Annotated in this window: 19 protein-coding genes and 1 tRNA gene; 11 read left to right on the forward strand and 9 right to left on the reverse strand. The window is 69.1% G+C overall.

Features of this window, described 5'->3' with window-relative positions:
* Positions 1-125 precede the first annotated feature (125 nt).
* The gene (locus FHW78_RS15445; RefSeq protein WP_183642565.1) at positions 126-1,253 is read left to right on the forward strand and encodes a GNAT family N-acetyltransferase; all 1,128 of its coding nucleotides are present in this window, start codon (positions 126-128) and stop codon (positions 1,251-1,253) included.
* Positions 1,250-2,350 (forward strand): GNAT family N-acetyltransferase, encoded by a 1,101-nt coding sequence (locus tag FHW78_RS15450; RefSeq protein WP_183642568.1) that lies wholly within the window; start codon positions 1,250-1,252, stop codon positions 2,348-2,350. The genes FHW78_RS15445 and FHW78_RS15450 overlap by 4 nt, the downstream gene beginning before the upstream one ends.
* A 27-nt stretch (positions 2,351-2,377) precedes the next feature.
* On the opposite strand, the gene FHW78_RS15455 is transcribed toward FHW78_RS15450, so the two are convergent.
* The 3 genes from FHW78_RS15455 to FHW78_RS15465 form a co-directional block, all read right to left on the reverse strand.
* Positions 2,378-3,007, reverse strand: coding sequence for a hypothetical protein (locus tag FHW78_RS15455; protein WP_183642571.1), 630 nt, complete (start codon positions 3,005-3,007; stop codon positions 2,378-2,380).
* A gap of 78 nt (positions 3,008-3,085) precedes the next feature.
* Positions 3,086-4,558 carry an oligosaccharide flippase family protein gene (locus tag FHW78_RS15460; protein WP_183642574.1) on the reverse strand — a complete coding sequence of 491 codons (1,473 nt, stop codon included), beginning with the start codon at positions 4,556-4,558 and terminating at the stop codon, positions 3,086-3,088.
* A gap of 43 nt (positions 4,559-4,601) precedes the next feature.
* On the reverse strand, positions 4,602-5,633 hold the full coding sequence (locus FHW78_RS15465; protein WP_183642577.1) for an acyltransferase: 1,032 nt from the start codon (positions 5,631-5,633) through the stop codon (positions 4,602-4,604).
* 94 nt (positions 5,634-5,727) lie between these two features.
* Here FHW78_RS15465 and FHW78_RS15470 point away from each other — a divergent pair, with 94 nt between their 5' ends.
* The 3 genes from FHW78_RS15470 to FHW78_RS15480 are packed head-to-tail and all read left to right on the forward strand — an operon-like array spanning position 5,728 to position 9,921.
* A complete protein-coding gene (locus FHW78_RS15470) occupies positions 5,728-6,912 on the forward strand; it encodes a glycosyltransferase (RefSeq protein ID WP_183642580.1) in 1,185 nt (394 codons plus the stop codon).
* A gap of 24 nt (positions 6,913-6,936) precedes the next feature.
* On the forward strand, positions 6,937-8,931 hold the full coding sequence (gene asnB / locus FHW78_RS15475) for an asparagine synthase (glutamine-hydrolyzing) (RefSeq protein ID WP_183642583.1): 1,995 nt from the start codon (positions 6,937-6,939) through the stop codon (positions 8,929-8,931).
* A gap of 48 nt (positions 8,932-8,979) precedes the next feature.
* Positions 8,980-9,921, forward strand: a complete 942-nt coding sequence (locus tag FHW78_RS15480) for a class I SAM-dependent methyltransferase (protein ID WP_218533581.1) — start codon at positions 8,980-8,982, stop codon at positions 9,919-9,921.
* Here the strand turns inward: FHW78_RS15480 and FHW78_RS15485 are convergent.
* Complete coding sequence (locus tag FHW78_RS15485) at positions 9,918-11,111, reverse strand: PQQ-dependent sugar dehydrogenase (RefSeq protein ID WP_183642586.1); 1,194 nt, start codon at positions 11,109-11,111, stop codon at positions 9,918-9,920. The two genes, FHW78_RS15480 and FHW78_RS15485, sit on opposite strands and share 4 nt — an antisense overlap.
* Positions 11,112-11,250: 139 nt before the next feature.
* Between FHW78_RS15485 and FHW78_RS15490 the strand changes: the two genes are divergently transcribed.
* Genes FHW78_RS15490 through FHW78_RS15505 form a run of 4 tightly spaced genes read left to right on the forward strand, consistent with a single transcriptional unit; the run spans position 11,251 to position 15,048 of the window.
* Positions 11,251-11,499, forward strand: coding sequence for an acyl carrier protein (locus FHW78_RS15490; protein WP_183642589.1), 249 nt, complete (start codon positions 11,251-11,253; stop codon positions 11,497-11,499).
* Between the two features lie 10 nt (positions 11,500-11,509).
* On the forward strand, positions 11,510-13,018 hold the full coding sequence (locus tag FHW78_RS15495) for a class I adenylate-forming enzyme family protein (RefSeq protein WP_183642591.1): 1,509 nt from the start codon (positions 11,510-11,512) through the stop codon (positions 13,016-13,018).
* Entirely contained in the window at positions 13,015-13,995 is a 981-nt protein-coding gene (gene nadE / locus FHW78_RS15500; protein WP_183642593.1) for an NAD(+) synthase, read from the forward strand. Before FHW78_RS15495 ends, nadE begins: the two co-directional genes overlap by 4 nt.
* A gap of 3 nt (positions 13,996-13,998) precedes the next feature.
* A complete protein-coding gene (locus FHW78_RS15505) occupies positions 13,999-15,048 on the forward strand; it encodes a GNAT family N-acetyltransferase (protein ID WP_183642596.1) in 1,050 nt (349 codons plus the stop codon).
* A 16-nt stretch (positions 15,049-15,064) separates the two neighbouring features.
* Here the strand turns inward: FHW78_RS15505 and FHW78_RS15510 are convergent, their stop codons facing one another.
* Positions 15,065-16,087: a polysaccharide deacetylase family protein gene (locus tag FHW78_RS15510; protein WP_183642599.1), complete on the reverse strand. Its 1,023-nt coding sequence runs from the start codon at positions 16,085-16,087 to the stop codon at positions 15,065-15,067.
* On the opposite strand from FHW78_RS15510, the gene FHW78_RS15515 reads away from it, so the two are divergent.
* On the forward strand, positions 16,086-17,000 hold the full coding sequence (locus FHW78_RS15515; RefSeq protein ID WP_183642601.1) for a glycosyltransferase: 915 nt from the start codon (positions 16,086-16,088) through the stop codon (positions 16,998-17,000). The two genes, FHW78_RS15510 and FHW78_RS15515, sit on opposite strands and share 2 nt — an antisense overlap.
* A 31-nt stretch (positions 17,001-17,031) precedes the next feature.
* Here FHW78_RS15515 and FHW78_RS15520 read toward each other — a convergent pair whose 3' ends face one another.
* A complete protein-coding gene (locus FHW78_RS15520; protein WP_183642604.1) occupies positions 17,032-18,429 on the reverse strand; it encodes a TIGR03013 family XrtA/PEP-CTERM system glycosyltransferase in 1,398 nt (465 codons plus the stop codon).
* Between the two features lie 430 nt (positions 18,430-18,859).
* Positions 18,860-20,416: a right-handed parallel beta-helix repeat-containing protein gene (locus tag FHW78_RS15525; protein ID WP_183642607.1), complete on the reverse strand. Its 1,557-nt coding sequence runs from the start codon at positions 20,414-20,416 to the stop codon at positions 18,860-18,862.
* A gap of 257 nt (positions 20,417-20,673) precedes the next feature.
* Between FHW78_RS15525 and FHW78_RS15530 the strand changes: the two genes are divergently transcribed.
* Positions 20,674-20,750 (forward strand) — tRNA-Arg (locus FHW78_RS15530).
* A 157-nt stretch (positions 20,751-20,907) separates the two neighbouring features.
* Here the strand turns inward: FHW78_RS15530 and FHW78_RS15535 are convergent.
* Together FHW78_RS15535 and FHW78_RS15540 are read right to left on the reverse strand one after the other, a co-directional pair.
* Positions 20,908-21,489, reverse strand: a complete 582-nt coding sequence (locus tag FHW78_RS15535) for a pilin (protein ID WP_183642610.1) — start codon at positions 21,487-21,489, stop codon at positions 20,908-20,910.
* 147 nt (positions 21,490-21,636) lie between these two features.
* Positions 21,637-23,328, reverse strand: a complete 1,692-nt coding sequence (locus tag FHW78_RS15540; RefSeq protein ID WP_183642614.1) for a M56 family metallopeptidase — start codon at positions 23,326-23,328, stop codon at positions 21,637-21,639.
* Between the last annotated feature and the right edge of the window lies 1 nt (position 23,329).

The following is a 23,329-nucleotide window of genomic DNA, read 5'->3' on the forward strand; positions in this document are numbered from 1 at the left end:
GCGTTCCTTCCCGCTCCTTCCGCTGATGCGCGCCCGCGTGGCACAGCTCTTGCATCACCCGCCCTGATCCCGCGCGGTCGCGCGGGGTCGTGGTGACGCCTCTCCACGGATACGAGAAACCCGCGATGCTCTCGCCCGCCACCCGCTCATTCGAAGTCCGCCTGGAGCCGCTGCCGGATCTCGAGGTCCTGCGCCTGCGCTGGGAGGAGCTGGAAAGCCGCTCCCACTGCAGCGTGTTCCTCAGCTGGCTGTGGATCGGCACCTGGCTGAAGCTGATCTGCCCGCGCAGGACCGCGCGGCTGGCGTCGGTCTACTTGAACAAGCGCCTGGTCGGGCTGGGCATCGTCACCGCGCGCCGCCGCTTCTTCGGCCTGGGTCCCACCCACCTGCGGCTGCACCAGGTGGGCGATCGCGCGCTCGACAGCCTGACCATCGAATTCAACGGCCTGCTCAGCGAGGCCGGACTGGAAAGCGACACCTTGGTGGCATTCGTGGATCACCTGCATCGCCACGAGCGTCATTGGCTCACCCTGTTCCTGCCGGGCATCGAGGTCGATCGCATTCCGCTGGAACAGATGCGCGCGCCGGATCTCCGCCTGCGCATGTTCAAGCGGCCGACGCCGTACATCGATCTGACCGGCCTGCGCGAAGACCACGGCCTGTACCTGTCCAGCGTGCTCGGACGCAACACCCGCGCCCGCGTGCGCCGCACCGCCCGCAGGCTGGGCGAACGCTGGGGCGAACTGCAGGTGGCCGTGGCGGCCACGGCCCAGGAGCGGCTGGCGTTCTTCGATGGCCTGGTCGCGCTGCATCAGGCGCACTGGACCGCCGAAGCCGGTGAACAGGGCGCGTTCGCCGATCCGCGCATCGTCGCCTTCCATCGCCAGCTGATCGCCGACTCCGAGCCCGGACATGGCGCGCAACTGCTGCGCTTCCAGGCCGGCGGGCATGTGGTCGGCTATCTCTACCACCTGGTGTCGCGCGGCGTGGTCTGCTTCTACCAGGCCGGCATCGACTACCCGCGCATCGGCGACTGCGGCAGTCCCGGACTCCTGTTGCTGACCGAAGCGGTGCAGCACGCGATCCAGGAGGGCCAGTCGCGCTACGAACTGATGGCCGGCGACATGGACTACAAGCGCGTGCTGGCGATGGCCGAAGGCCGCATGGCCTGGCTGTCGGTGGATCGCGTGGGCCTGCGCACGCGGGTGATGGATGCATTGCGCGGCCGCAAGCATGGAACCGTGCCGGCATGACCGCCACGGTCGCCCTGGATCCCTGGGATCGCCTGCAGGCCGCCGACTTCGCGGAATGGGAGGCCCTGGCCGGCACCAGCGCGGCTTCCAATCCATTCCTGATGCCGGGCTTCGTGCAGGCGGCGGCGCGCTGGCTGACGCCGCACGCCCCGCCGACGCTGCTGCGCGTGCGCGACGGCGTCGGCGCACTGATCGGCCTGGCCTGCCTGGAACGCCGGCGGCCCAACCTGTTCGTGCCGCTGCCGCACTGGCGCGGCTATCGCCATGCGCACGCGTTCCAGTCCGGCCTGCTGCATGCGCCCGGCGCCGCCGAGACGGTCGCCGCCGCGATGATCGATCTGATGGCGCAGCCGCGGTCACCGGCCCCGGTACTGCTGTTGCACAACCTGGTGGCCGAATGCCCGCTGTCGGCGGCGCTGTGGGCCACCCGTGATCCACGCCTGCAATGGCACGAAACCCGGCGCTTCCAGCGACCGGTGCTCCGCGCCAGGGCCGGGATCTCCACCGCCGCGCGCATGCGCGCCTCGGTGCTCAAGGACCTGCGCCGACGCCTGCGCCGGCTGCAGGACCAGGGTGAAGTCGCCACCCGCATCCTGCAGGGGGGAGATGCCGACCAGGCCGCGGCCGAACGGCACCTCGCGCTCGAGCACGCCGGCTGGAAGGGCGAGGCCGGCAGCTCGCTGCATGCCAGCGCGGCCCAGCGCGGCTTCTTCCTTGAAATGGCGGCGCGGCTGGCGCCAACCGGCGCGCTGGTGTTCGTCGAGACGCTGTGCGCGGGCAAGGTCATCGCCTCGACCAGCAACCTGATGTCGGGCCAGGTCCTCAGCGGCTTCAAGACCGGTTGGGATCCCGAGTATCGCCAGGCCAGCCCCGGCCGGCTCAACGAGTGGCAGCTTTTCGAAGCGATGCATGCGCGCTGGCCGCACCTGCGCCAGTTCGACAGCCAGGCGCAGGAGAACTCCTACCTGGCCGAGCTGCTGCCGGATCAGCAGGTCATGGTGTCCGGCGTGCTCGCCGCCGGATCCGCGGCCAATCGCTGGCTGTCGGCGGCGCGCGCACTGCGGCCGTTGGCGTACCGGCTGGGCCACGACGACTGAAACCCGCCGTCCGCACGCACCGGCGGCTCAGGCGATCTCGGTGCGATGCCAGGCGCGCTCCTCGGCGCTCAACCACAGCAGGCGCTTGTGCGGATGCAGCGCCGTGGGCGCCGGCAGCAGCGTCGGCGGCTGGCTCCGCCACAGCAACCGCCCACCCAGCATCAGGCTGCACACGGTGGCGAACGGCTTGAAGCCCATCGTCCGGTGCGCACGCAGCGACGGACGATTGATGTAGCTGACATCGGACAGGTACTCCAGCGGCGCGGATTCCACCGTGCTGCCGATCGCCATCATCGCCAGCAGCAAGCGGCGGCCGCGACGGCGCGGCACGACGTAGGCATCGCGCAGCCAGACCTGGGTCCTGTCCAGCGGAAACAGCCAGCCCATCTCGTCGAAGTAACGCGGCACCCCGTGCAGCGCCCAGAACCAGGCGATCACTTCATCGCCCTCCTCGATCGCGAAACAGCGGAAACCGCGCTCGAAGCGCCGGCGCAGGCGCGCCGGGTCGCCGGTGCGGCCCTGCTGCCGGTACACCTTCGACAGCCGCGCCTCGTCGCCCAGCCTCAGCTCGACGAACCGCTGCTCCGGTGCCAGCGGATTGTCGCCCGCGCTGCCGGCCTCGCGTCGCAACAGCACGATGGCATTGAAATCGAACATCCCCTTTCTTCCCCTTCGGCTTCCCTGGAAGCCATGATTCCGCATGCGCGGGGCGATCGCCCCGCACCACCCCGTTCTTCAACCGCGCAACCAGCGTCCCAGCAACGGCAGCCGTCCCAGGCCCGCCGACTGCAGCAGGTTCCCCAGCAACCCGCCGCCAAAAACGCCCAGCGCCACCGGATAGGCCAGCACGCCGGTGGCCACTTCCAGCAGCAGCTGCGCGGAGGCCGGCACCTGGCCGGCGATCAGCGCGCGCGCGCCCCATACCGCCAGCGCCATCGCCACGCAAGCCAGCGCCACCCGTGACAGCGGCGACCACAGGCGTCCCAGCCGCACGCCATCGCGATGGCAGGCCTGGACGGTCAGCAACCACTGCACCAGCATCGCCACCCCGACCGCGAAAGCCGCCGCCATCACTCCCCAACGCGCCAGCACGGCAAACGCGGCCAACAGCACCGCCATCGTCGCGACCTCGATCCACATGAGGATCGCGTTGCGGCCGAGCGAGGTCAGGAACGAGGACAGGATGTAACTGCCCGGTCCCAGCAGGAGCATGAAGGCCAGCACGCCCAGCAGCGGCGCGACCAGCGCCCAGGTCGGCGGCAGCAACGCGGCGACCAGGGTCGGCGCGACCATCGCCAGGCCCGCCCCCATCGGGCACAGCAGCACCGCCGCCACCACCAGTGCGTTGACGATCAGCGGCGCGCGCGCCGCCGGTTCCGCGCGCACGATCGCCGGCACCATCACCGTGCCGATATGGCCGCCCACGTAGACCGCAGGCAATTGCGCCAGGTTGAAGGCCATGCCATAGGCGCCGGCGTCATGCGCGCCGACCAGCCGCAGCATCAGCGGCTTGTCCCAGTAGCGCCCGCCCTCGGCAAGGGTGATTTCGCCGGTGATCGGCGCGCCGAACCGGATGATGTCGCGCACCCGCGCCCAGCGCAGGCGGGCCGGCGCCAGCCAGCTGCGCCAGCCGGTGCCGGTGATGGTGATCCCCGCGATCACGCAGGACTGGGCGATGAAACCCAGGATCATCGCGCGACCGCCGAGATTGGTCGTGCTCACCAGGGTCACCGCGACGGTGGCGTAGGCCACGTCACCCAGCGCGGTGGCCATGGCGATGCGCCCGAACCGCAGTTCGCGCGCCAGCAGCTTGTCGGGGATCGCGCCCAGCCGGCGGATGCCGATGCCCAGCAGGGCACCGGGCAGGTAGGCCGCCAGGTTCGGCGCCTGCAACCAATCGGCCAGCCACGGCGTGGCCCACCAGGTCGCCGCGATCACCAGCGAACCGGCCAGCAGGTAGAACACGCTGGCGGTGAAGATCGCCTCGCGCCCCTCGCCGCCGCGCACCATCACGTACTGGCCGCAGCCCCAGGCACCGATCCAGTTGCCGGTCAGCGCGATGATGGTGGCGACCGTCACCTCGGCGACGATGTCCGGACTCAGGTGGCGGGCGATCAGCAGCGTGCCCAGCAACCCGACGGCACGGCCGGCGAGGCCGGCGCCAATGCTCCACGCGGCGGCGGAAACGATCTTGTGCCTGTCCTTCAAACCCCGTCCCCACCCCGCCCCGCGTGGGCGCCATCGTACGTGCTCACGCGGTCTCCAGACGCATGCCGCGCCGCTTCCACTCCGAACGGATCCAGCGCATCGCCGGCCTCTCCACCCCGTGGCTCAGCAGCACGGCCAGGGCGAACGCCACCCCCACCGCCGCGCCGCAGGCGGCCAGGCTCGGCACGCCCAACTGCTCCAGCCGGTACATCACCGCGAAGCCGATCGCCTGGTGGATCAGGTACAGCGAATAGGACAGCGTGCCCAGCCAGGCGAAGAAGCGCACATTGAGGAAGCGCAGCCAGCCAAGGGTGAAGGCGATGAAGATCGCGCAGCAGACCGTGCCCACCAGCAGGAACACCGGCCGCTCGCCGACCGCGATCGCCAGCAGGCACAGCCCGATCATGGTCGCGTTCAATCGCCATTCCTCCGGATTCTGGCGGATCCGGTAGAACAGGATGCCCATCGCGAAGAACGGGATGAAGCGCAGGATCAGCAGTTCGCGCAGCACGTAGGAAAAGTGCCAGCCATTCTTCTCGCACAGCCCTTCGATGGCGGCCAGCACCAGCCAGCCGGCGATGATCCAGTGGATCCGCTTCAGCAGCCCCAGCATGTACCAGAGCAGCATCTGCGCGTAGAAGAAGAGCTCGATCTGCAAGGTCCAGTACGAACCGTCCAGGTGCTCGCCGCCCAGGAACTCCTGGCACATCGTCAGGTTCAGCGCCCAGTCGTGCAGCGACAACTGCTGCAACGGCAGGCCGATCGAATAGACCACCAGGCTGGTCAGGGCCAGCGCCGCCCAGTAGGCGGGAAACAGCCGGGAAAATCGGGAGACCACGAAATCCATCGCGGTCCGGGTCCGTTCCAGGGTCATGAAGATGACGAAGCCGCTGATCAGGAAGAACAGTTGCACCCCGTACTTGCCGGCCAGCAGGTCCAGCGGCATGCCCCCCGCATGGCCTATCTGCTCCGTGTACCGCGTTGTGTAGTGGTAAGCCATCACGGCCACGGCGGCGATGCCCCGCAGGGCATCCAGCTCCACCACGCGCACGGAAGGCGAATTTTCGCGGACCACTTCAACTCCCGGAACCGGTTCACTGCATGGTCGATATAACGCTAGCGAGTCCCGCAACAGGCCAGTTCCCGGCATCCGGCCGAGGCGGGGCGACATGCGGCTGCTGATCGTCACTTCGCAGTTCCCGATTGCCGGCGAGCCCAACCGCGGCCGCCCGATCTACCAGACCGTGCGCGAGCTTTCGCGGCTGGCACAGGTGCGCGTGCTCAGCCCGGTCGCCACCTATCCGCGCTGGGCGCAGCCGCGCAGCTACCTCTACCGGGCCTCGGACGAGCACCACAGCGTGCCGGGCTGCGACGTCGAATACGTGCGCTACCCCGCCCTGCCGGCGGTCAGCCGCCCGTTCAACGGCCGGCTGTGCGCGCGCGCCATCGCCGCGCCCTTGCGCGCCTTCGCGCCGGACCTGGTGCTGTCCTACTGGCTCTATCCGGATGCTTACGGGGCGATGCTGGCCGCGCGCCAGGCCGAAGTGCCGCTGGTGGTGGGCGCGCGCGGCTCGGACCTGCGCGTGCGCGACGCCATCAGCCGCCGGCTGACCCGCCCGGTGCTGCATGCCGCCCGCCGCCTGCTGGTGGTCAGCGAGGATCTGGGCCGGGTCGCCGAACGCGACTACGGTGCCCATCCGGACCGCATCCGCGCCATCCCCAACGGCTGCGATGCGTCCATCTTCCATCCGGCCGACCGCGCCGAGGCCAGGCGGGCGCTGGATCTGCCCGCGGACGCCGAAGTGGTCACCTACGTGGGCCGGCTGGTGCCCGAGAAGGGACTGCGCGAACTGCTCGCCGCCGCCGGCGCGCTGCGCGCCAGCCGGCCGCGCCTGCAACTGGTGCTGGTGGGCGAAGGCCCGATGCACGGGGAACTGGCGGCGCTGGCCGCGGCCGGCGAGCTGCCGGTGCGTTTCGCCGGCACGCGCCCGCCGGCGGAAGTCGCGCGCTGGATGTGCGCCTCCGATCTGGTCACCCTGCCCAGCTATTCCGAAGGCCATCCCAACGTGCTGGTCGAGGCGCTGGCCTGCGGCCGGCCGGTGGTGGCCACCCCGGTCGGCGGCATTCCCGAGGTGGTCGACGCGGCCAGCGGCGTGCTGGTGCCGGCGCGCGATCCGGCCGCGTTGGCCGAGGGCCTGCGCGAAGCGCTGGAACGCGACTGGGACGAGGCCGCCCTGGCCCGCCGCTTCTCGCGCGACTGGCGCCAGGTCGCCCAGGACACCCTGCTGGCCTGCGAGGAAGTACTGGCCGAAGCCCGGGGCGAGCGTGCGCTGTACGCCGCCGGTTCCACCTGATTCCGCCGCGAAGGAGACCCGACCATGTGCGGAATCGCAGGTTTCAGCGGCGCTGACGTGACCCCGGACGGCGCCCGCCCGGCGCTGGAAAGGATGATCCATCCATTGGCCCATCGCGGCCCGGACGGCTTCGGCTTCCACGCCGAACCCGGCGCGGCGCTGGCGCATGCGCGGCTGTCGATCATCGACCTGGCCACCGGCGATCAACCGATCCACAACGAGCGCCGCACGGCGTGGACGGTGTTCAACGGCGAGATCTTCAACTACGTGGAACTGCGCCGGGATCTGGAAGCCCGCGGCCACCGCTTCTACACCCACTCCGATACCGAAGTGATCGTGCACCTGTACGACCGCTACGGCGACGATTTCGTCCAGCACCTCAACGGCCAGTTCGCGATCGCCCTGTGGGACGGCGAACGCCGGCGGCTGGTGCTGGCGCGGGATCGCGCCGGCATCCGTCCGCTGTACCACGCCCATCGCCATGGCCGGGTGTGGTTCGCCTCGGAAGTGAAGTCGCTGCTGGCGGTACTGCCCGAATGCGCGCAGCTCAATCCGCGCGCGCTGATGCAGACCCTGACCTACTGGGCGCCGGTGGATCCGGACACCCTGTACGACGGCGTGCAGAGCCTGCCGCCGGGTTGCCTGCTGAGCATCGAGGCCGACGGCAGCCAGCACCTGCGTCCCTACTGGAACTGGACGTTTCCGGACGCCGCCGAAACCTCGCCATCGCGCTACCCGCTGTCGGTGGAACAGGCCACCGCCGAACTACGCACGCTGCTGGTCGACGCGGTGCGCCTGCAACTGCGCGCCGACGTCCCGGTCGGCGCCTACCTGAGCGGCGGCCTGGATTCCTCCGGCATCGTCGCGCTGATCAAGGGGTTCACCGACACGCCCGTCCGCACTTTCTCGGTCGCGTTCGAGGACGGCGAGTTCGACGAGAGCGAACACCAGCAGGCGATGGTCCGCCACCTCGGCACCGATCACACCACCCTGCGCTGCACCCGCCGCGATATCGGCGAAGCGTTCCCGCGCCTGATCCGCCACACCGAGACGCCGGTGCTGCGCACCGCGCCGGTGCCGTTGATGCTGCTGGCCGGCAGCGTGCGCGAGCACGGCTACAAGGTGGTGCTGACCGGCGAAGGCGCCGACGAGGTGTTCGGCGGCTACGACCTGTTCAAGGAGGCCAAGGTGCGCCGGTTCTGGGCGCGGCAACCGGATTCGCGCCTGCGCCCGCGCCTGCTGGAACGCCTGTACGGCTACCTGCGCAACTCGCCGGTCAGCCACCCGGGTTTCGCCCAGTCGTTCTTCGGCCAGGGCATGGAGCACCTGCACCGGCCGGTGTTCGCGCACGTGCCGCGCTGGACCACTTCGCAGCGCGCGCTGGGATTCCTCTCGCCGGATCTGCGCGCGGCCTCCACCAGTTGGGATCCGCTCGACGCCTACGAGCAGACCCTGCCACCGGAGATCATGGCGTGGAGTCCGCTGGCGCGCGATCAGTACGTGGAGGCCAAGTCGCTGCTGGCCGGCTACCTGCTGTCCTCGCAGGGCGACCGGGTGGCGATGGCCAATTCCATCGAAGGCCGCTTCCCCTATCTGGATCACCGGGTCATCGAGTTCGCCAACCGGCTGCCGCCGAGCTTCAAGATCCGTGGCATGACCGAAAAGTACCTGTTGCGCCGCGCGCTGGCGGATCTGCTGCCGGCCGACATCGTGCAGCGTACCAAGCAGCCTTATCGCGCGCCGGACAGCCAGAGTTTCTTCTTCGACGGAAAGCCGCTGGACTACGTCGCCGAACTGCTCGCGCCGGCCTCCATCCGCGACGCCGGCTACTTCGAACCGCAGGCGGTGTCGCGGCTGGTGGAGAAATGCCGGCAGGGCCGCGCCACCGGTTTCGCCGACAACCAGGCGTTCGTCGGCATCCTCTCGACCATGCTGGTGCACCGCCAGCTCAACGAAACGCGCACCGCCCCCCACGCCCATCGCGCCACCGACGCGCCGCTGGCCGTCCCGGCGGGCTGAGCGCACCCACCCGATCACGGAGCCGACATGCACTGGCGAGTCAAAGGAATGGTCCAGAAAGTGCTGGGATACCTGCCCGGCGGCCATACCCTGCATTTCCACCTGCAACGCCAGTTCGGCGGCCTGCAGGACTTCGAGCGCGAACTGTCGGTGAAGATCGACGACTGGGCGATCATGGCAGGCCACCTGCGCGATGCCGGCGCGCCGTTCGCCGGCATGCGCGGTTTCGAGATCGGCACCGGCTGGTACCCGACCTTCCCGTTCGCCTGCTACCTGGCCGGCGCGGCGCGCATCACCACCTACGATCTGAACACCCACCTGCGCCGCGACCTCACCGAGCGGTGCGTGGCCATGCTGGAGAAATTCCTGCCGCGCATCGCCGAAGCCGGCGGCGCGGATCCGCATGCGGTGCGCGAGCGTTACCTGCGCCTGCGCAACCGCCTGCTGGCCGGCGATTCGCTGGAAGCGGCCACCGACGGCGTGATCCAGTACCGCGCCCCGGCTGACGCCACCCGCACCTCCCTGGCCGACGGCGAGGTCGACGTGGTGTTCTCCAACAGCGTGCTGGAACACGTGCCGCCGGAAGTCATCGGCGCGATGTATCGCGAGTCGATGCGGATCCTGGCGCCGGGCGGCATCATGTTCCACTCAGTCAACTGCGGCGATCACTACGCCTACGTGGATCGCGAGATTCACCAATTGCACTACCTGCGCTATTCCGATCGCCAGTGGCAACGCTGGAACAACGCCTTCCTGTACCAGAACCGGCTGCGCGCGCACCGCTTCGTCGATGACGCCCGCGACTGCGGCTTCGCCATCGTGCTGGACACCTCGAACGCGCGCCCAGAGCGCCTGCGGCAACTGGCGGCCACGCCGGTGCATCCGCAGTTCGCCGGCATTCCGCCGGAACAGCTTTGCATCACCAGCGTGGACTTCATCGCGCGCAAGCCCGCCATGGCGGTAGCGCCGGCGGTGGCCGCCGCGATCTAGCCGCCCGGCGCACCCGCGGCGCCCGCCGGCGGCGCGATCCGCAACAGCTTGCCGTCCGGCGCGTCCACCAGCACGTACAGCGCGCCGTCCGGTCCCTGGCGCACATCGCGGATGCGCTGGTTGCGCTCGCCCAGCAGGCGCTCTTCGTGCACCACCTTGTCGCCGTCCAGCTCCAGCCGGATCAGCTGCTTGGTCGCCAGCGCGCCCAGGAACAGGTTGCCCTGCCACTGCGGGAACAGGCCACCGGTGTAGAACGCCATGCCGCTGACCGCCGGCGATTTCTCCCAGACGTAATGCGGATCCTCCATCCCCGGCACGCTGCGCCCGCGCGCACCTTCCACCGGCTTGCCGCTGTAGTCGATGCCATGGGTGGCCAGCGGCCAGCCGTAGTTGGCGCCCGGTCGCGGCAGGTTGATCTCGTCGCCGCCCTGCGGGCCATGCTCGCTGGTCCACAGTGCGCGGGTGACCGGGTGCAGCGCCGCGCCCTGCATGTTGCGGTGCCCGTAGGACCAGATTTCCGGGCGCGCGCCGGCCTTGCCCACGAACGGGTTGTCGTCCGGGATGCGCCCGTCCGGCCAGATCCGCACCACCTTGCCCTGCAGCTTGTCCAGTTCCTGCGCGGCGGCGGCGGCCACCCGGTTGTCGCCCTGGGTGACGAACAGGTGGCCGGCGTCGTCGAACACCAGCCGCGCGCCGACGTGGGTGCCATGCGAGAGCTTGGGTTCCTGCCGGTACACCACCTCCACGTCCTTGATCTGGTCGCCCTCCAGCCTTCCGCGCGCCACCGCGGTGCCGGCCTTGTTGCCACGGAAGGTGGGTTCGGCGAACGCCAGATAGACCCAGGGCTCGCGCGCGAACTGCGGCGACAGCGCCACGTCCAGCAGCCCGGCCTGGCCGTCGACGAAGATGTCGGGCAGTCCGCCGATGGGCGCGGACACCTCGCCGTCCGCCGCGATGCGGCGCAGCCGGCCCGGGCGTTCCGTAATCAGGATGCCGCCATCCGGCAGGAAGGCCAGCGCCCAGGGGTGTTCCAGTCCGGTGACCAGTTCGGTCACGGTGTAAGCGCCCTTCTCCGAAACGTAGGGGACGGGGGTCGCCCCGCGGACCACGTGGGGCTGCACGGAAGGCGCCGGCGCATCCTGGCGGCAGGCCGCCAATCCCAGCAGCAGAACCAGTGGCAGACGGCGCATCGCGAGCTTCCCCGGCGTGAAGACCGCCGCGATGGTAACACCGCCACCAACCACGCCAACGCCACCGTACGGACTGGCCGGATGCCCGCCGGGCTTGCGTTTTCAATGACAGCAAGCGAAACCGCCACAGGGGACCCCCATGCAGCAGAAACAACAGATCAAGCAGTTCATCCTGGAGAACTTCCTGTTCTCGGATGACCCCACCGCCATCGGGGACCAGGATTCGCTGATTCGCGGCGGCATCATCGACTCGACCGGCATCCACGAGCTGATCTTCTTCCTGGAGGATCAGTTCAAGCTGCAGATCGTGCCGGAGGAAATGACCCCGGCCAACTTCGACACCATCGACACGGTGGACGAGTTCGTCACCCGCAAGCGGGCCGGCTGATCCATCGCCGATGGAAACCCTCTGCTCCCGGGTCGAACGCGTGGCGCGCGATGTGCCCGCGCGCACGGCCCTCGTCGACGGCGATCGCCACGCCGACTACGCCGGCTTCTGGCGGCAGGCGCGCCGGTTCGCCGCGCGCCTGCGCGAGACCGGCCTGCGCGACGGCGATCGGGTGGCGATCATCCTGCCCAACCGCATCGAGGCCGCGGTCGCCTGCTACGGCACCTGGCTGGCCGGCGGCATCGCGGTGCCGCTGAACGCGCAGGCGCGCCTGCGCGACTTCCTGCCCTGGCTGCAGCACTGCGGCGCACGCCACGTGGTGCATGAAGCCGCGCATCGCGATGTCGTCGAGGCGATCGCGCAGTTGCCCACGCCACCGGCTTGCACCGCGCTGGAAGACGGACAAGCGCTGGTGGACGGGAACGCTGGCGAACCGCCGCCCACCACATTGCTGCCGGAAGCCTCTGATCCGGCGCTGCTCCTGTATACCTCCGGCACCACCGGCGCGCCCAAGGGCGTGATGCTCACCCACGCCAACCTGCTGGCCAACGCACAAGCCATCGTGGATTACCTGCGCCTGGATGCTTCCGATCGCGTGCTCAGCGTGCTGCCGTTCTACTACGCCTATGGCGCATCGGTGCTGCATACCCATCTCATCAGCGGCGCCTGCGTGGTGCTCGGCCCCGGCCTGATGTTCCCGCACCTGGTGCTCGACGCCATCGAGCAGGCCGAAGCGACCGGCTTCTCCGGCGTGCCGTCCACTTTCGCCCTGCTGCTGGAGCCGCTGGCCGCGCGTGCGCGTCCGCTGTCCAGCCTGCGCTATCTCACCCAGGCCGGTGGCGCGATGTCGCCGGCGTTGACCCGCCGGGTACGCGAACTGCTGCCGACGCCGCGGTTGTACGTGATGTACGGGCAGACCGAGGCGACCTCGCGGATCAGCTGGCTGCCACCGGAACGGCTGGACGACAAGCTCGGTTCGGTCGGCATCCCGGTGACCGGCGTGCAATGGCGGATCCGCCGCGAGGACGGCGCCACCGCGGCGCCCGGCGAGGATGGCGAAGTCTGCGTGCGCGGCCCGAACGTGATGGCCGGCTACTGGAACAATCCCGACGCGACCGCGCAGGTGCTGCGCGACGGCTGGCTGCACACCGGTGACCTCGGCCACCTGGATGCGGACGGCTTCCTGTACCTGCAGGGCCGCCGCAGCGACATGATCAAGACCGGCGCCCACCGCGTGCACCCCACCGACGTGGAAGAGGTCATCGCCGAGTTGCCCGTCGTCCGCGAGGTCGCGGTGGTGGGCGTGGACGACGAAGTGATGGGGCAGGTCATCCGTGCCTTCGTCGTCGCCGCCGGCGAACTGCCGCCCCGCGCCGAGGACCGCATCAAGGCGCACTGCCGCGCGCGCCTGGCCCCGTACAAGATTCCCCGACAAGTCACCTTCGTCGACACCCTGCCCCGGACCGCCTCGGGCAAGGTGCGACGCTTCCAACTGATGGAGCAGACCGCAACGCCATGAGCAGCCTCGACCGCCACGTCCTCGACATCGACTACGAACAGGAAGCCGATCGCATCGCCGCGCGCCTGCGTGAAATCACCGCGCGGCAGTTGCACCGGCGCGGCCTGGTGGTCGCCATTTCCGGCGGCATCGACAGCTCGGTCAGCGCGGCGCTGGCCGTGCGCGCGCTGGGTCCGGATCGCGTGTTCACCCTGATCCTGCCGGAACGCGACTCCTCCGACGATAGCGCGGTGCGCGCCCGCCTGCTGGCCGAACACCTCGGCGTGCGCACCGAGACCGTCGACATCGCGCCGGCACTGGAAGCCATCGGCTGCTACCGCGCGCGCGACCAGGCGGTGCGCAACACCCTGCCCGAGTACGGCGAGGGCTGGAAGTTCAAGATCGTCATCGACGGCGGCACCGAGGGCCGCATCAACCGCTTCCGCCTGATCGCCGAATCGCCGGATGGGCGGCGCCACGAGCGCGAACTGGCGCTGGCCGATTACCTGGCCATCGTCGCCGCGACCAATTTCAAGCAGCGCATCCGCAAGACGCTGGAGTACTTCCACGCCGATCGCCTCAACTACGGCGTGGTCGGCACGCCCAACCGGGTCGAATATGACCAGGGCTTCTTCGTCAAGAACGGCGACGGCTCCGCCGACGTCAAGCCCATCGCCCACCTGTACAAATCGCAGGTGTACGGCATGGCGCGCCACCTGGGCCTGCCCGAGCGCGTTTGTGCGGCGATTCCCACCACCGACACCTACAGCCTCAGCCAGGGCCAGGACGAGTTCTACTTCGCCCTGCCCTACCAGCAGATGGATCTGGCGTTGTGGGCGCTCAACCACGCCCGTCCCGCCGGCGAACTGGCCACCGCGCTGGGCATCACCCCGGCGCAGGCCGAGGCGGTCTACGAGGACATCCGCAACAAGCGCCGCACCACCCGCTACCTGCACATGGCACCGGTGCTGGCCGGCGACGTGCCCGAGCTGGACTGATCCGTGAACCAATCCCCGCCCACGCCGCAGTACCTGGTCCATGCCGGCGATCCGCTGCGCGACCGCGACACCGTGCTGTCGATCTGGTGGGGCAATCTGGGCCGCACCGATCGGATCGCCGCCAAGTACGACTGGTTCTACCTGGGTTGCCCGCACGGCGCGCCGTTGCTGCAACTGCTGCAGGAAACCCGGACCGGCCAATGGGTGGGCACCGCCTGCGCCGGCCGCCGCCGGATGCGCCATCGTGGCCGCGATCTGGACGCCGGCGTGCTGGTCGATCTGGCGGTGCTGCCCGAGCACCGCTCGCTCGGCCCGGCGCTGATGCTGCAGCAGGGGCTGATCGACGCCGGCCGGGAGCAGGTGGACGTCCTGTACGGATTCCCCAATCCGAAGGCGGCGGCGGTGTTCAAGCGCATGGGCTACCAGCAGGCGACCCATCTGGTGCGCTATGCGCGGGTGATCCGCCACGCGCGCTACCTGCGCGCGCGGATGCCGGAATGGCTGGCACCCGCCGCGGGCTGGCTGCTTGATACGGGGGTGGCCTTGCGCGACGGCTGGCGCCGCTGGCATGGCCCGCGCCTGCGCACCGAATGGGGCAACCGCGCCGATCCGCGCATGGATGCCCTGTGGGCTGCCGCGTCGCAGGGCGATGGCGTGCTCGCGGTGCGCGACAGCGTGCACGCCAAGTGGCGCTTCGACGACTCGCCGCTGGCGACCACCCGCTACCTCTGGATCACTTCGCCCGGCAGCCACGCACTGAAGGCATGGTTCGCGGTGCAGGTGGAGGACGCCACCCTGCACGTGCGCGACTTCTGGTCCGACAACGGCGCGCACGGACTCACCGTGCACTACGTGCAGGCCCTGATCGCCGCCGCGCGCGCAGCGGGCCATGGCTCGGTATCGGTGGAGATCACCGGGCCGGAAGGCCAGTTGCAGGGATGGCGCGAGGCCGGCTTCAGCGAACGCAGCCAACGCCCGGTGTTCGTGCGCTGGAACCTCGCCAACGCCACCGAACCGGTCTGGTTCCTGACCTCGGCGGATGAGGACGAATGAGGCGCGCGGCCTGGCTTCAGGCCAGCCGCTGCGCCGGTTTGCGGAACAGGTAGAGCGCCAGCCAGTCCGGCCGGAAACGTCCGCGCGCATCGACCACCGCATCGGTCTCGAAGCCGGTGCGCCCCAGCAGCCAGCCAACCCCGCCGGCGACCGGATTGAGCACCGGCACGCTGGTGAAGATCAGCTCGTAGCCGGCATCGCGCGCGCGCTGCGCGATCGCATCGTCGAAGGAACCATGCGGGAAGGACATCGATTCGGCATTGGGCGCCGGCTGTCCCAGCTGCCGCGCCAGCGCGGCGCGCGCGCCGGACAGTTCCGCGTCGAGATCGGCCGCGTGCTTCATCGGCGCGTGGGTCTTGCCGTGCAGGCCCAGCGCCATGCCGCCGGCGGCCAGCCGATGCAATTCCTCCACGGTCACCATGTGCCGGTGGCCATCGTCCAGCGCCGCCATGAACGGCGCCAGCACCGCCTCGCGGTGTTCGGCCGGCATCCGTTCGAGCCGCGCGATCGCCTCGCGCAGCTCGTCCAGCGATTCATCGCGCGGCCGCCACCGTTCGGACAGGTGTGGCTGCATCGCGTCGGCCAGGTCGGCCAGCTTCAACGCGCCGCGGCGCAGCGCGGCGATCAGGCGTTCCTGGAAGAACGGCTGGCGGGTACCGACCGCATCGGACACCACGAACATCAACGCCGGCAGGCCCGCCTTGCGCAATTCGGGCAACGCGTAGTCGGCATTGTCGGCCCAGCCATCGTCGAAGGTGATCAGCAGCGCGCGTGGCGGCAGCGGCGCCCCCGTCCGGCGCGAGGCCAGCACCTGTTCCAGCGATACCACGTGGTAGTGCCTGCGGAAAAACGCCAGCGAATCGGCCAGCCAGCGCGTGGCCAGCGTGTAATCCGGATCGCAGGTCCGCCAGCGCGGATCGTCCGGGCTCAGGGTACGATGGAACATCACCACGGTCAGGCTGTCCGCGTTGCGCACACGGTGGTACAGGCCCAGCAGGCCACTGACGTATAGAAGCTTCTTGGAGAGATCCTTCAGCATGGCGCCAGCTATCGAGGTTTCAACGATTATACCCACCTACAACCGGCGGGACCTGGTGGTGCGCGCGATCGAAACGGTGCTCGCGCAGACCCGCGCCGTCGACGAAATCATCGTCGTCGACGATGGCTCCACCGATGGCACGGAACAACTCCTGCGCACGCGCTACGGCGATCGCGTGCGCTACGTATGGCAGGCCAACGCGGGCGTATCCGCCGCGCGCAACCACGGCATGCGCCTGGCCCGCGGCCGCTACTTCGCGTTGCTGGACAGCGACGACGAATGGCTGCCGGAAAAGACCGAACGGCAACTGGCCTGGCTGGAAGCGCACCCGGAGGCCGGCATGGTCCTGTGCGACGTCGAGCGGGTCGACAGCGAAGGCCGCCTGATCGACGTGTTTCGTCGCCGCGACGTCATCCGCGAAGACGGCCAGGTGCTGCGCTGGGTGATCCACAATCCCGCGCTCGCGCCGGCGTCGGCGATCCTGCGCCGCGAGGTGTTCGAGGACATCGGCGGTTTCGATGAAAGCCTGCGCACCGCCGAGGACATCGACTTCCACCTGCGCATCGCCCAACGCTGGCCGATCGGCGTGGTCGAGCAGTCGCTGGTGCGCGCCATGCGCGGACACGATGGCCTCTCCGCCGAAGCCAGCACCTATGACGACTACGTGCGCGTGGTCGAACGTGCGGTGCGCGCCGCGCGCGGGCAGGTCGCCGATGCGGAACTGGACCGCGCCCTGGCCGGCACCTACGCGCGCAACGCGCGTGGAATGCTGATTCGCGGGCGCTGGCGCGACGGCTGGCGACTGGCGCGCGATGCCTGGCGACTGACGCCGGATCCGGCGGTCCGCCGCGAACTGCTGCGGCTGGCGCCGTTCGCCGCGCGTCGCGCGATCCGCAGCCTGCTTCCCGGTTGAGCCGCGGCGTTCCCGCATCCCGGGAACGCCGTCAGCGCGCGCCACGTCCGAACAGCACGACCTCGACCGTCTGCAGCAGGATCATCAGGTCGAACACCAGGCCGTGGTTCTTCACGTAGAACAGATCGAACTTCAGCTTCTCCTCGGCGTCGCGCACCGAGGCACCGTAGGGATAGCGCAGTTGCGCCCAGCCGGTCAGGCCCGGCTTCACGCTGTGGCGAACGCCGTAGTAGCGGATCTCGTCGTTGAGCATGTCGACGAAGTGCGGCCGCTCCGGGCGCGGCCCGACGAAACTCATGTCGCCGCGGATCACCGCCACCAGTTGCGGCAGCTCGTCCAGGCGGGTCTTGCGGATGAACTTGCCGACCCGGGTACTGCGATCATCGTCCTTGCTCGCCCATATCGCCACGCCGTCCTTTTCCGCATCCACGCGCATGCTGCGGAACTTGGTCAGGGTGAAGTGGCGGCCACGCTCGCCCACCCGGGTCTGGCTGTAGAAAATCGGGCCACCCGATTCCACCCAGACCGCCAGCGCCACCAGCAGCATCAGCGGCCAGGCGATCAGCAGCAGCGCCAGCGCCGCCGCCAGATCGAAGAAGCGCTTGCTCAGCCGCCGCGGCGTCGAATAATCGAATCCGCCCGAGAACACCAGCCAGGAAGGATCCACCACGTTGAGCTGGACCATTCCGGCCTCGCGCTCGAAGAAGCTGGACAGGTCCACCACCGACACGCCGCGCTGCACGCACAGCAGCATCTCTTCCATCGGCAGGCCGCCGCGACGCTCGTCGGGCGCGATCACCAGTTCGTCGATCTGCATGCGCTCGACCAGTTCGGCCAGGCCCTCCTCGCCCGGGCGGACCAGCAGGTCCTCGCTCACCAGCACCGGCTGGCCGGGCACCGGCACGAAGCCGAGCACCAGGAACGAACGCCGATCGGACTTGCGGCGCATGCGTGAATTGATCAGGTCGGCGTTCTTGCCGGCGCCGAAAATCAGGATCCGCTGCTTGAGCACATCCGAGCCGTAGATGCGCATCCAGGCCAGCCGCACCAGGCAGACGCCCAACAGACCGAGCGCCAGCGACATCGCCTGCACGCCGCGGCCGATGTAAGTGGCCGGAATCAGGTAATACAGCACCACCAGGCCAATGCCGCCGAATGCGAACGAGAGGGTCAGCCGCAGGATGAAATCCAGCCGGGTGTGGCGGACGTGCACCTGGTACAGGCCGAACGCCGCCATCGCGCCGGTGAGGAACAGCGCCACCAGCACCGCGCGGATCGGCGCCTGTTCGACGAAGACGACGTGGTACTCGGGCTCGTTGTGGAAACGGATCCAGGCGGCGGCCATCACCGCGGCCATCAGCACGATGGCCTCCGCGATCCACAGGATGCGGGCGGCGCGCGCCTTGCGGCTGGCCTGGCTGGACTTCATGACAACCTCCCGGCCACCGGCATCGGCAGCGCCTTCGTCCGCAAGCCCCGCGGCGCGCGGCACCGGCCGCACGCATTCAAGCAATCCTGCATGTCTCCCCCTGTCCTGGCCCCCGAATCCCTGGTGTTCCTGCGGCCTGCCCGTACTAAGGTCATTCGCGGATACCCACGGTTTCACTTGCATTGGTAACACCGCTATCAACGCGACTTCAGCCGGCACCCGGCCACCTTCCGTCCGCTTCCCGGATCGGGAGTCCGCGCCGGGAAACACCCTGCCCCGACGGCGGGATACCTGTCCGGACAGGCCCCTGGCGATCCGTCCGCGGAGATCTCCCCCGCCCGCGACCACGAAAAAGGCCGGGTCGCCCCGGCCTTTCTTTTTCCGCAAGCGCCGGGAAGGCCGGAGCCTGCCCGGTTACCCGGCGCGTCCGTCAGGGCCTCACCACCGAACGGCGATAACGCGCCGCCGGTGCCTGCCGGTACGGCGACCGCCCGACATACACGCCACGCCCGCTCGACACCGGCTGGACCTGCCCTCCGGCGGTCGGCGGTGCGGCCGACGAAGCCGGCCCCTGTCCGGGAATCATCGGTTGTGCGCCGTTGACCCGGATGCGGGTATCGATGTCGCTCTGCTCCAGCGCACCGATGGCGATCCGGCTCGGCGCCAATCGCGCGTGCGCGTCGCCGATCGCCAGCTTGGCCCGCAGCGGCGGGTCGAACGCCGGCAACAGTTGCGGCGAGGGGAACGGGAACGCCGTCGGGGTCACCGGCGTGTTGTTGCCCGCGGCGAGCAGGGGACTGCCGGCGCGGGGACGCAGGCTGCGCTGGGTGAGATTGGTGAGCATCGGATCCGAGCCACGCACGGTGCCGCTCCACTCCGCCGGCACCAGGGTCGACCCGGTCTGCACCCAGTTGTTGCTGCCGGCGACCTTGCGGCCGTTCGACCACGGCTCGCGGCTCGACGGCCCACAGTAGGGCGCGGCCACGTCGCTGGCCGGGTTCTCACGCACGATCGCCGGGGTGCTGCCGCCATTCTGGTAGATGGCGTTGTTGTGCATCTCCAGCGAGCCCTGGCCCAGTTGCACCAACACCGCGTTGGCGTTGCCGCCGCGATCCAGGATGATCGTGTTGTTGACCAGGCGGGTACGGCCCTGGTTGCGGCCGTTGAGATCGCCGCCGATGCGGAATGCGTTGCCGGAACGGCTGCCGGCACGATGGATGATCACGTTGCCGACCACGTCGGCATCCTCGCGGCGCAGGTCCGCGGTCCAGCCGGACTTCTGGGTTTCGCAGTCCGGCCCGATCAGTTCCACCTCGTGCAGATCCGAGCCTTCGATCCAGTTGTAATAGATCTCCGCACGCTGGTGGCGCACCCGCACCAGCACGCCGCCGGTGGCGTCGTGCACGTAGTTGTAGCGCATCCGGAATACCGTGTCCGGGAACGCGACCTCGTCGGATTGCATGTAGATCGCATGACGGCGATCGCCCTGCCCGGCCCGCGCGACCTCGCTGTATTCGAGCGTGAACGAACCCGAATTCTGATCCGCGCCGAGGATGCCGTGCGACGGGCAGTCGTGGATGTAGGCATCACGCACGGTCGCGTTGTGGGCCTCGCTGAAGACGCAACTCGAACTGCCGCCGGTGATTTCGAATCCTTCCAGCACGACGTGGTTGGATTGTTCGAACTTGATGGTATGGGTGCCACCGCTCAGCACCGGCCGCGTGGCGCCGGCCACCCGCCGCCAGCGGATGGTCACCGGATTGGCTTCGGTGCCGCTGTCGTCGTCACCGATGACGATGTTGCCGCTGTAGGTCGCATTGCCATCCACCTCGACGATGTCGCCGGGGGCGAGATTGACGTTGTTGAACAGCGTGGACAGCTGGGTGTACTGGCGCCCGGACGGGCCGACCGTATAGGTCGCGGCCGCCGCGCTCAGCGGGGCAGCCGCAATCAGCCCCAGGCCGAGCAAGGACTTGGAAAAACGCATTGATTTGGAACTCCCGGAATTCTGGTTGTTCCCCCTGTGGACGGTATTGTCACGGGCCGACCGTGAAAGTCCCGCTAACCGGCGCCGATCGCGTCCCCGGCATTTTCCGAACTGCGACCGGGTCGTCATCCCGGCTCAATGGCGAGAGCGCCGGCGGTGCCCGCCCGCCGCGGGCCGGCATCGGCCCCGGAAATTCGTTACGGAAAAATGATTGACGACCGAAATCGAATCGTGCAGAATTCCGCCTCTAACGCAACGCGCCCGTAGCTCAGCTGGATAGAGTACCTGGCTACGAACCAGGCGGTCGGGAGTTCGAATCTCTCCGGGCGCGCCATTTGCAAGAACAGGCAGACTTCGGTCTGCCTGTTTTTTTATGTCCGCGACGCTGGAAACCTGAGGCATTCGCCCCGCCTTTTTCCCTTCATGGATGGGATGGCCGCACGAGCGGCTGTGCTCCACGACGCGTTCAGGCGATAGCCTGGTCCCCGTCGTCATTCCCTCAGCCACTTTCGCAGATCGTTGTCATCATGCTGGCAGGCGGCGGGCATGCATTTGTAGGCGCGCTCCTTGGCCTGCCAGTAGTAGTAGGCGGATACGCATAGCCAGTCCAGTCCGGACTGGCTGGCATTGAGCTTCGGATACAGCCAGAGCAGGGTGATGTCTTCCCCGCCGCCGATGTATGCCGCGCAACCGGTGTCCTCGGCTTGGACGATGATGACCCCGGTCTCGCTGATGACCGCCTGTTTGACGTGGCGGGTTCCCTGACTTCCCGGAAGATAACCGACCGGCGTGTAGCCGAAGACTTCCATCGGGCTCTTGCCCTGGATCGGCAGGGATGCCAGGAAAGTGGCCGGGTCCCCCTGGGTCATGACTGTCTCAAGTACCGCCGATTTGAGCGGCCCCACTACCGCAAAGGCTTCACTCATGCGCGCCCGGGCCATGAAATCCCGATAGGCCGGCACCACCAGGGCCAGCAAAAGTCCCGCGACGGCGAGCACCACCGCCAATTCGACCAGTGTGACCCCCGATACGTGATTCTTGCTGCCTATCCCCGGGAATGATTTGGACTGCATACGGCACAGTCTGAGAAACCGGGGACCGCCAGAAAATCGGATTCCTCTTAATTTTCCAGGGTGCAACGAAGCTCCGAAAACCGAAAAACCTCGCCGCGGCGAGGCTTTCGGGGCGCGGGTCGGCCAACGCCGGAGGGAGCCGCCCTCTTACTTCCCGATGGGCTGAGCGACGCCACTGGCGAACGCGGTGGCCAGCAGATGCTTCAGTCCCTCATTGGCGCGTTGGGACGCTTCGGCCTGGCGGGTACTGAGCACGGCCTGCTGCTGGCTCAGATCGGCCTGTCGGCGACTCAGGCCTTCCTGGCGCTCGCCCAATGCCTTCTGGCGCGCGGCGAGCTCGGCCTGTTCGCGCTTTTCACTGGCCGATTCATCACGCGAACCTCCGTCCATCGCCCGCTGCGCCGCCGCCAGCGCCAACCGCGCCTGGCGCTGGCCCAGCTCGCCCTGCTCCTGGCCGAGCTTGCCCTGCTGCTGGCCCAACGCGCCCTGGCGCTGGCCCAGGGCGCCCTGCTGATCGCCGAGTTCGCGGATGGGTGCGATCAGCGCGTCAAAGCGCGCCAGCGTCTCCGGATCCCGAATCAGGTAGCGCGCGCCGCCCTGGCGAACCCAGAGCGCGTCTCCCTGCCCGGCGATCGCGCGGCGCGCTTCTTCCAGATCATCGGTGGAGCCGTTCATGACTGTGCGCTCGCCCTTGCCGCGGATGCGCACATAGGCCTGATCCGTACCGGACTTGGACAGGTGGATCTGTCCGCTGACTTCATCCTCCCCGCTCGCGGTGGTGACCAGGGAAGTGGTCGACTGGACGATGACCGTTCCGCCGCCGGCGGACTGCGGGCCCGCCGCGGCGGCACCCTCGCTGGGTGCGGCCACCAGCCGCAACGGCGCCACGCCGATGGCGGCCACCAGGATCAGCAGCGCGAAAGCACCCACGCGCGGAAAGGAAGCGGTGTTCTGCAACATGGTCAATCTCCTTTTGAGGCAGAGGAAAGTGGGAGAGGCGCTGGCCAGCCCGGTGCGCAGCGAGGGCGACGTGCCCAGCCGTACCAACAGGCGGCCGTAGTCATGACGGCAGCGGCGATCCCCCGCCACCACCGCCGCATCGCAGGCGGCTTCGCGGGCGATGCCGTACTCGCGCACCGCCAGGTGGATCAGCGGATGGAAGAAGAACAGGTGGCGCGCCAGGGTCGGGCCCCATCCCCACCACAGATCGCGCCGGTGCAGGTGCACCAGTTCGTGGGTCAGCGCCATGTCGAGGTCGTCGCCACCCAGCACCCGATGCGCGGGCAGCAGCAGGATCGGGCGCCAGGGCCCGACCAGTTGCGGGGAATCGATACCGTCGGAGACGCGCAATCGCGGAGTCCGCCGCAGTCCGTGGGCCTCGGCGGCGAGCGCCAGCGCCTCGACCAGCACTTCATCCGTGCATGGCGCCGAACGCCTGAGCAGTTCGCGGCTGCGCCACCAGTCACGCAGCGTCACGCCGCTCATGACGATCACGCCTGCCAGCCATAGCGCCACCAGGCCAAGCTGCCAGGAAAACCCGGGCGGGACCGCTGGCGCGGCGGTGTTCGCACCCGCCATGGCGTCGCCGCCCGCCGCGGCAAGCGGCATGGTTTCGACGACCGGGACGGCAGGCGCCTGCGCCAGCCACGGCAGTTCCAGCGGAGGCGCGACCAGCCCGAGCAGGGCCTGCAGGGCCACCAGCCACCACAACCAGCACTGGGTCGCCGGCGGCACGCGGGGCAACAGCCGGCAGAGACCCCAGACCAGGGTCACCAGCACCACGGTCTGCACGCTGGTCGCCGCCAGCCGCTCCAGGCACGCAACGATGAAGGCGTCCATC

The organism is Pseudoxanthomonas sp. OG2 (assembly GCF_014192765.1).
In the GTDB taxonomy this organism is placed as follows: Bacteria; Pseudomonadota; Gammaproteobacteria; order Xanthomonadales; family Xanthomonadaceae; genus Pseudoxanthomonas_A; species Pseudoxanthomonas_A beigongshangi.

What these genes read in the sequence shown, in the direction of transcription:
- FHW78_RS15445 (WP_183642565.1), top strand. Translation starts at nt 126, where the DNA reads ATGCTCTCGCCCGCCACCCGCTCATTCGAAGTCCGCCTGGAGCCGCTG.
- FHW78_RS15450 (WP_183642568.1), top strand. Translation starts at nt 1,250, where the DNA reads ATGACCGCCACGGTCGCCCTGGATCCCTGGGATCGCCTGCAGGCCGCC.
- FHW78_RS15455 (WP_183642571.1), bottom strand. Translation starts at nt 3,007, where the DNA reads ATGTTCGATTTCAATGCCATCGTGCTGTTGCGACGCGAGGCCGGCAGC.
- FHW78_RS15470 (WP_183642580.1), top strand. Translation starts at nt 5,728, where the DNA reads ATGCGGCTGCTGATCGTCACTTCGCAGTTCCCGATTGCCGGCGAGCCC.
- asnB (WP_183642583.1), top strand. Translation starts at nt 6,937, where the DNA reads ATGTGCGGAATCGCAGGTTTCAGCGGCGCTGACGTGACCCCGGACGGC.
- FHW78_RS15480 (WP_218533581.1), top strand. Translation starts at nt 8,980, where the DNA reads ATGGTCCAGAAAGTGCTGGGATACCTGCCCGGCGGCCATACCCTGCAT.
- FHW78_RS15485 (WP_183642586.1), bottom strand. Translation starts at nt 11,111, where the DNA reads ATGCGCCGTCTGCCACTGGTTCTGCTGCTGGGATTGGCGGCCTGCCGC.
- FHW78_RS15490 (WP_183642589.1), top strand. Translation starts at nt 11,251, where the DNA reads ATGCAGCAGAAACAACAGATCAAGCAGTTCATCCTGGAGAACTTCCTG.
- FHW78_RS15495 (WP_183642591.1), top strand. Translation starts at nt 11,510, where the DNA reads ATGGAAACCCTCTGCTCCCGGGTCGAACGCGTGGCGCGCGATGTGCCC.
- nadE (WP_183642593.1), top strand. Translation starts at nt 13,015, where the DNA reads ATGAGCAGCCTCGACCGCCACGTCCTCGACATCGACTACGAACAGGAA.
- FHW78_RS15515 (WP_183642601.1), top strand. Translation starts at nt 16,086, where the DNA reads ATGGCGCCAGCTATCGAGGTTTCAACGATTATACCCACCTACAACCGG.
- FHW78_RS15510 (WP_183642599.1), bottom strand. Translation starts at nt 16,087, where the DNA reads ATGCTGAAGGATCTCTCCAAGAAGCTTCTATACGTCAGTGGCCTGCTG.
- FHW78_RS15520 (WP_183642604.1), bottom strand. Translation starts at nt 18,429, where the DNA reads ATGAAGTCCAGCCAGGCCAGCCGCAAGGCGCGCGCCGCCCGCATCCTG.
- FHW78_RS15525 (WP_183642607.1), bottom strand. Translation starts at nt 20,416, where the DNA reads ATGCGTTTTTCCAAGTCCTTGCTCGGCCTGGGGCTGATTGCGGCTGCC.
- FHW78_RS15535 (WP_183642610.1), bottom strand. Translation starts at nt 21,489, where the DNA reads ATGCAGTCCAAATCATTCCCGGGGATAGGCAGCAAGAATCACGTATCG.
- FHW78_RS15540 (WP_183642614.1), bottom strand. Translation starts at nt 23,328, where the DNA reads ATGGACGCCTTCATCGTTGCGTGCCTGGAGCGGCTGGCGGCGACCAGC.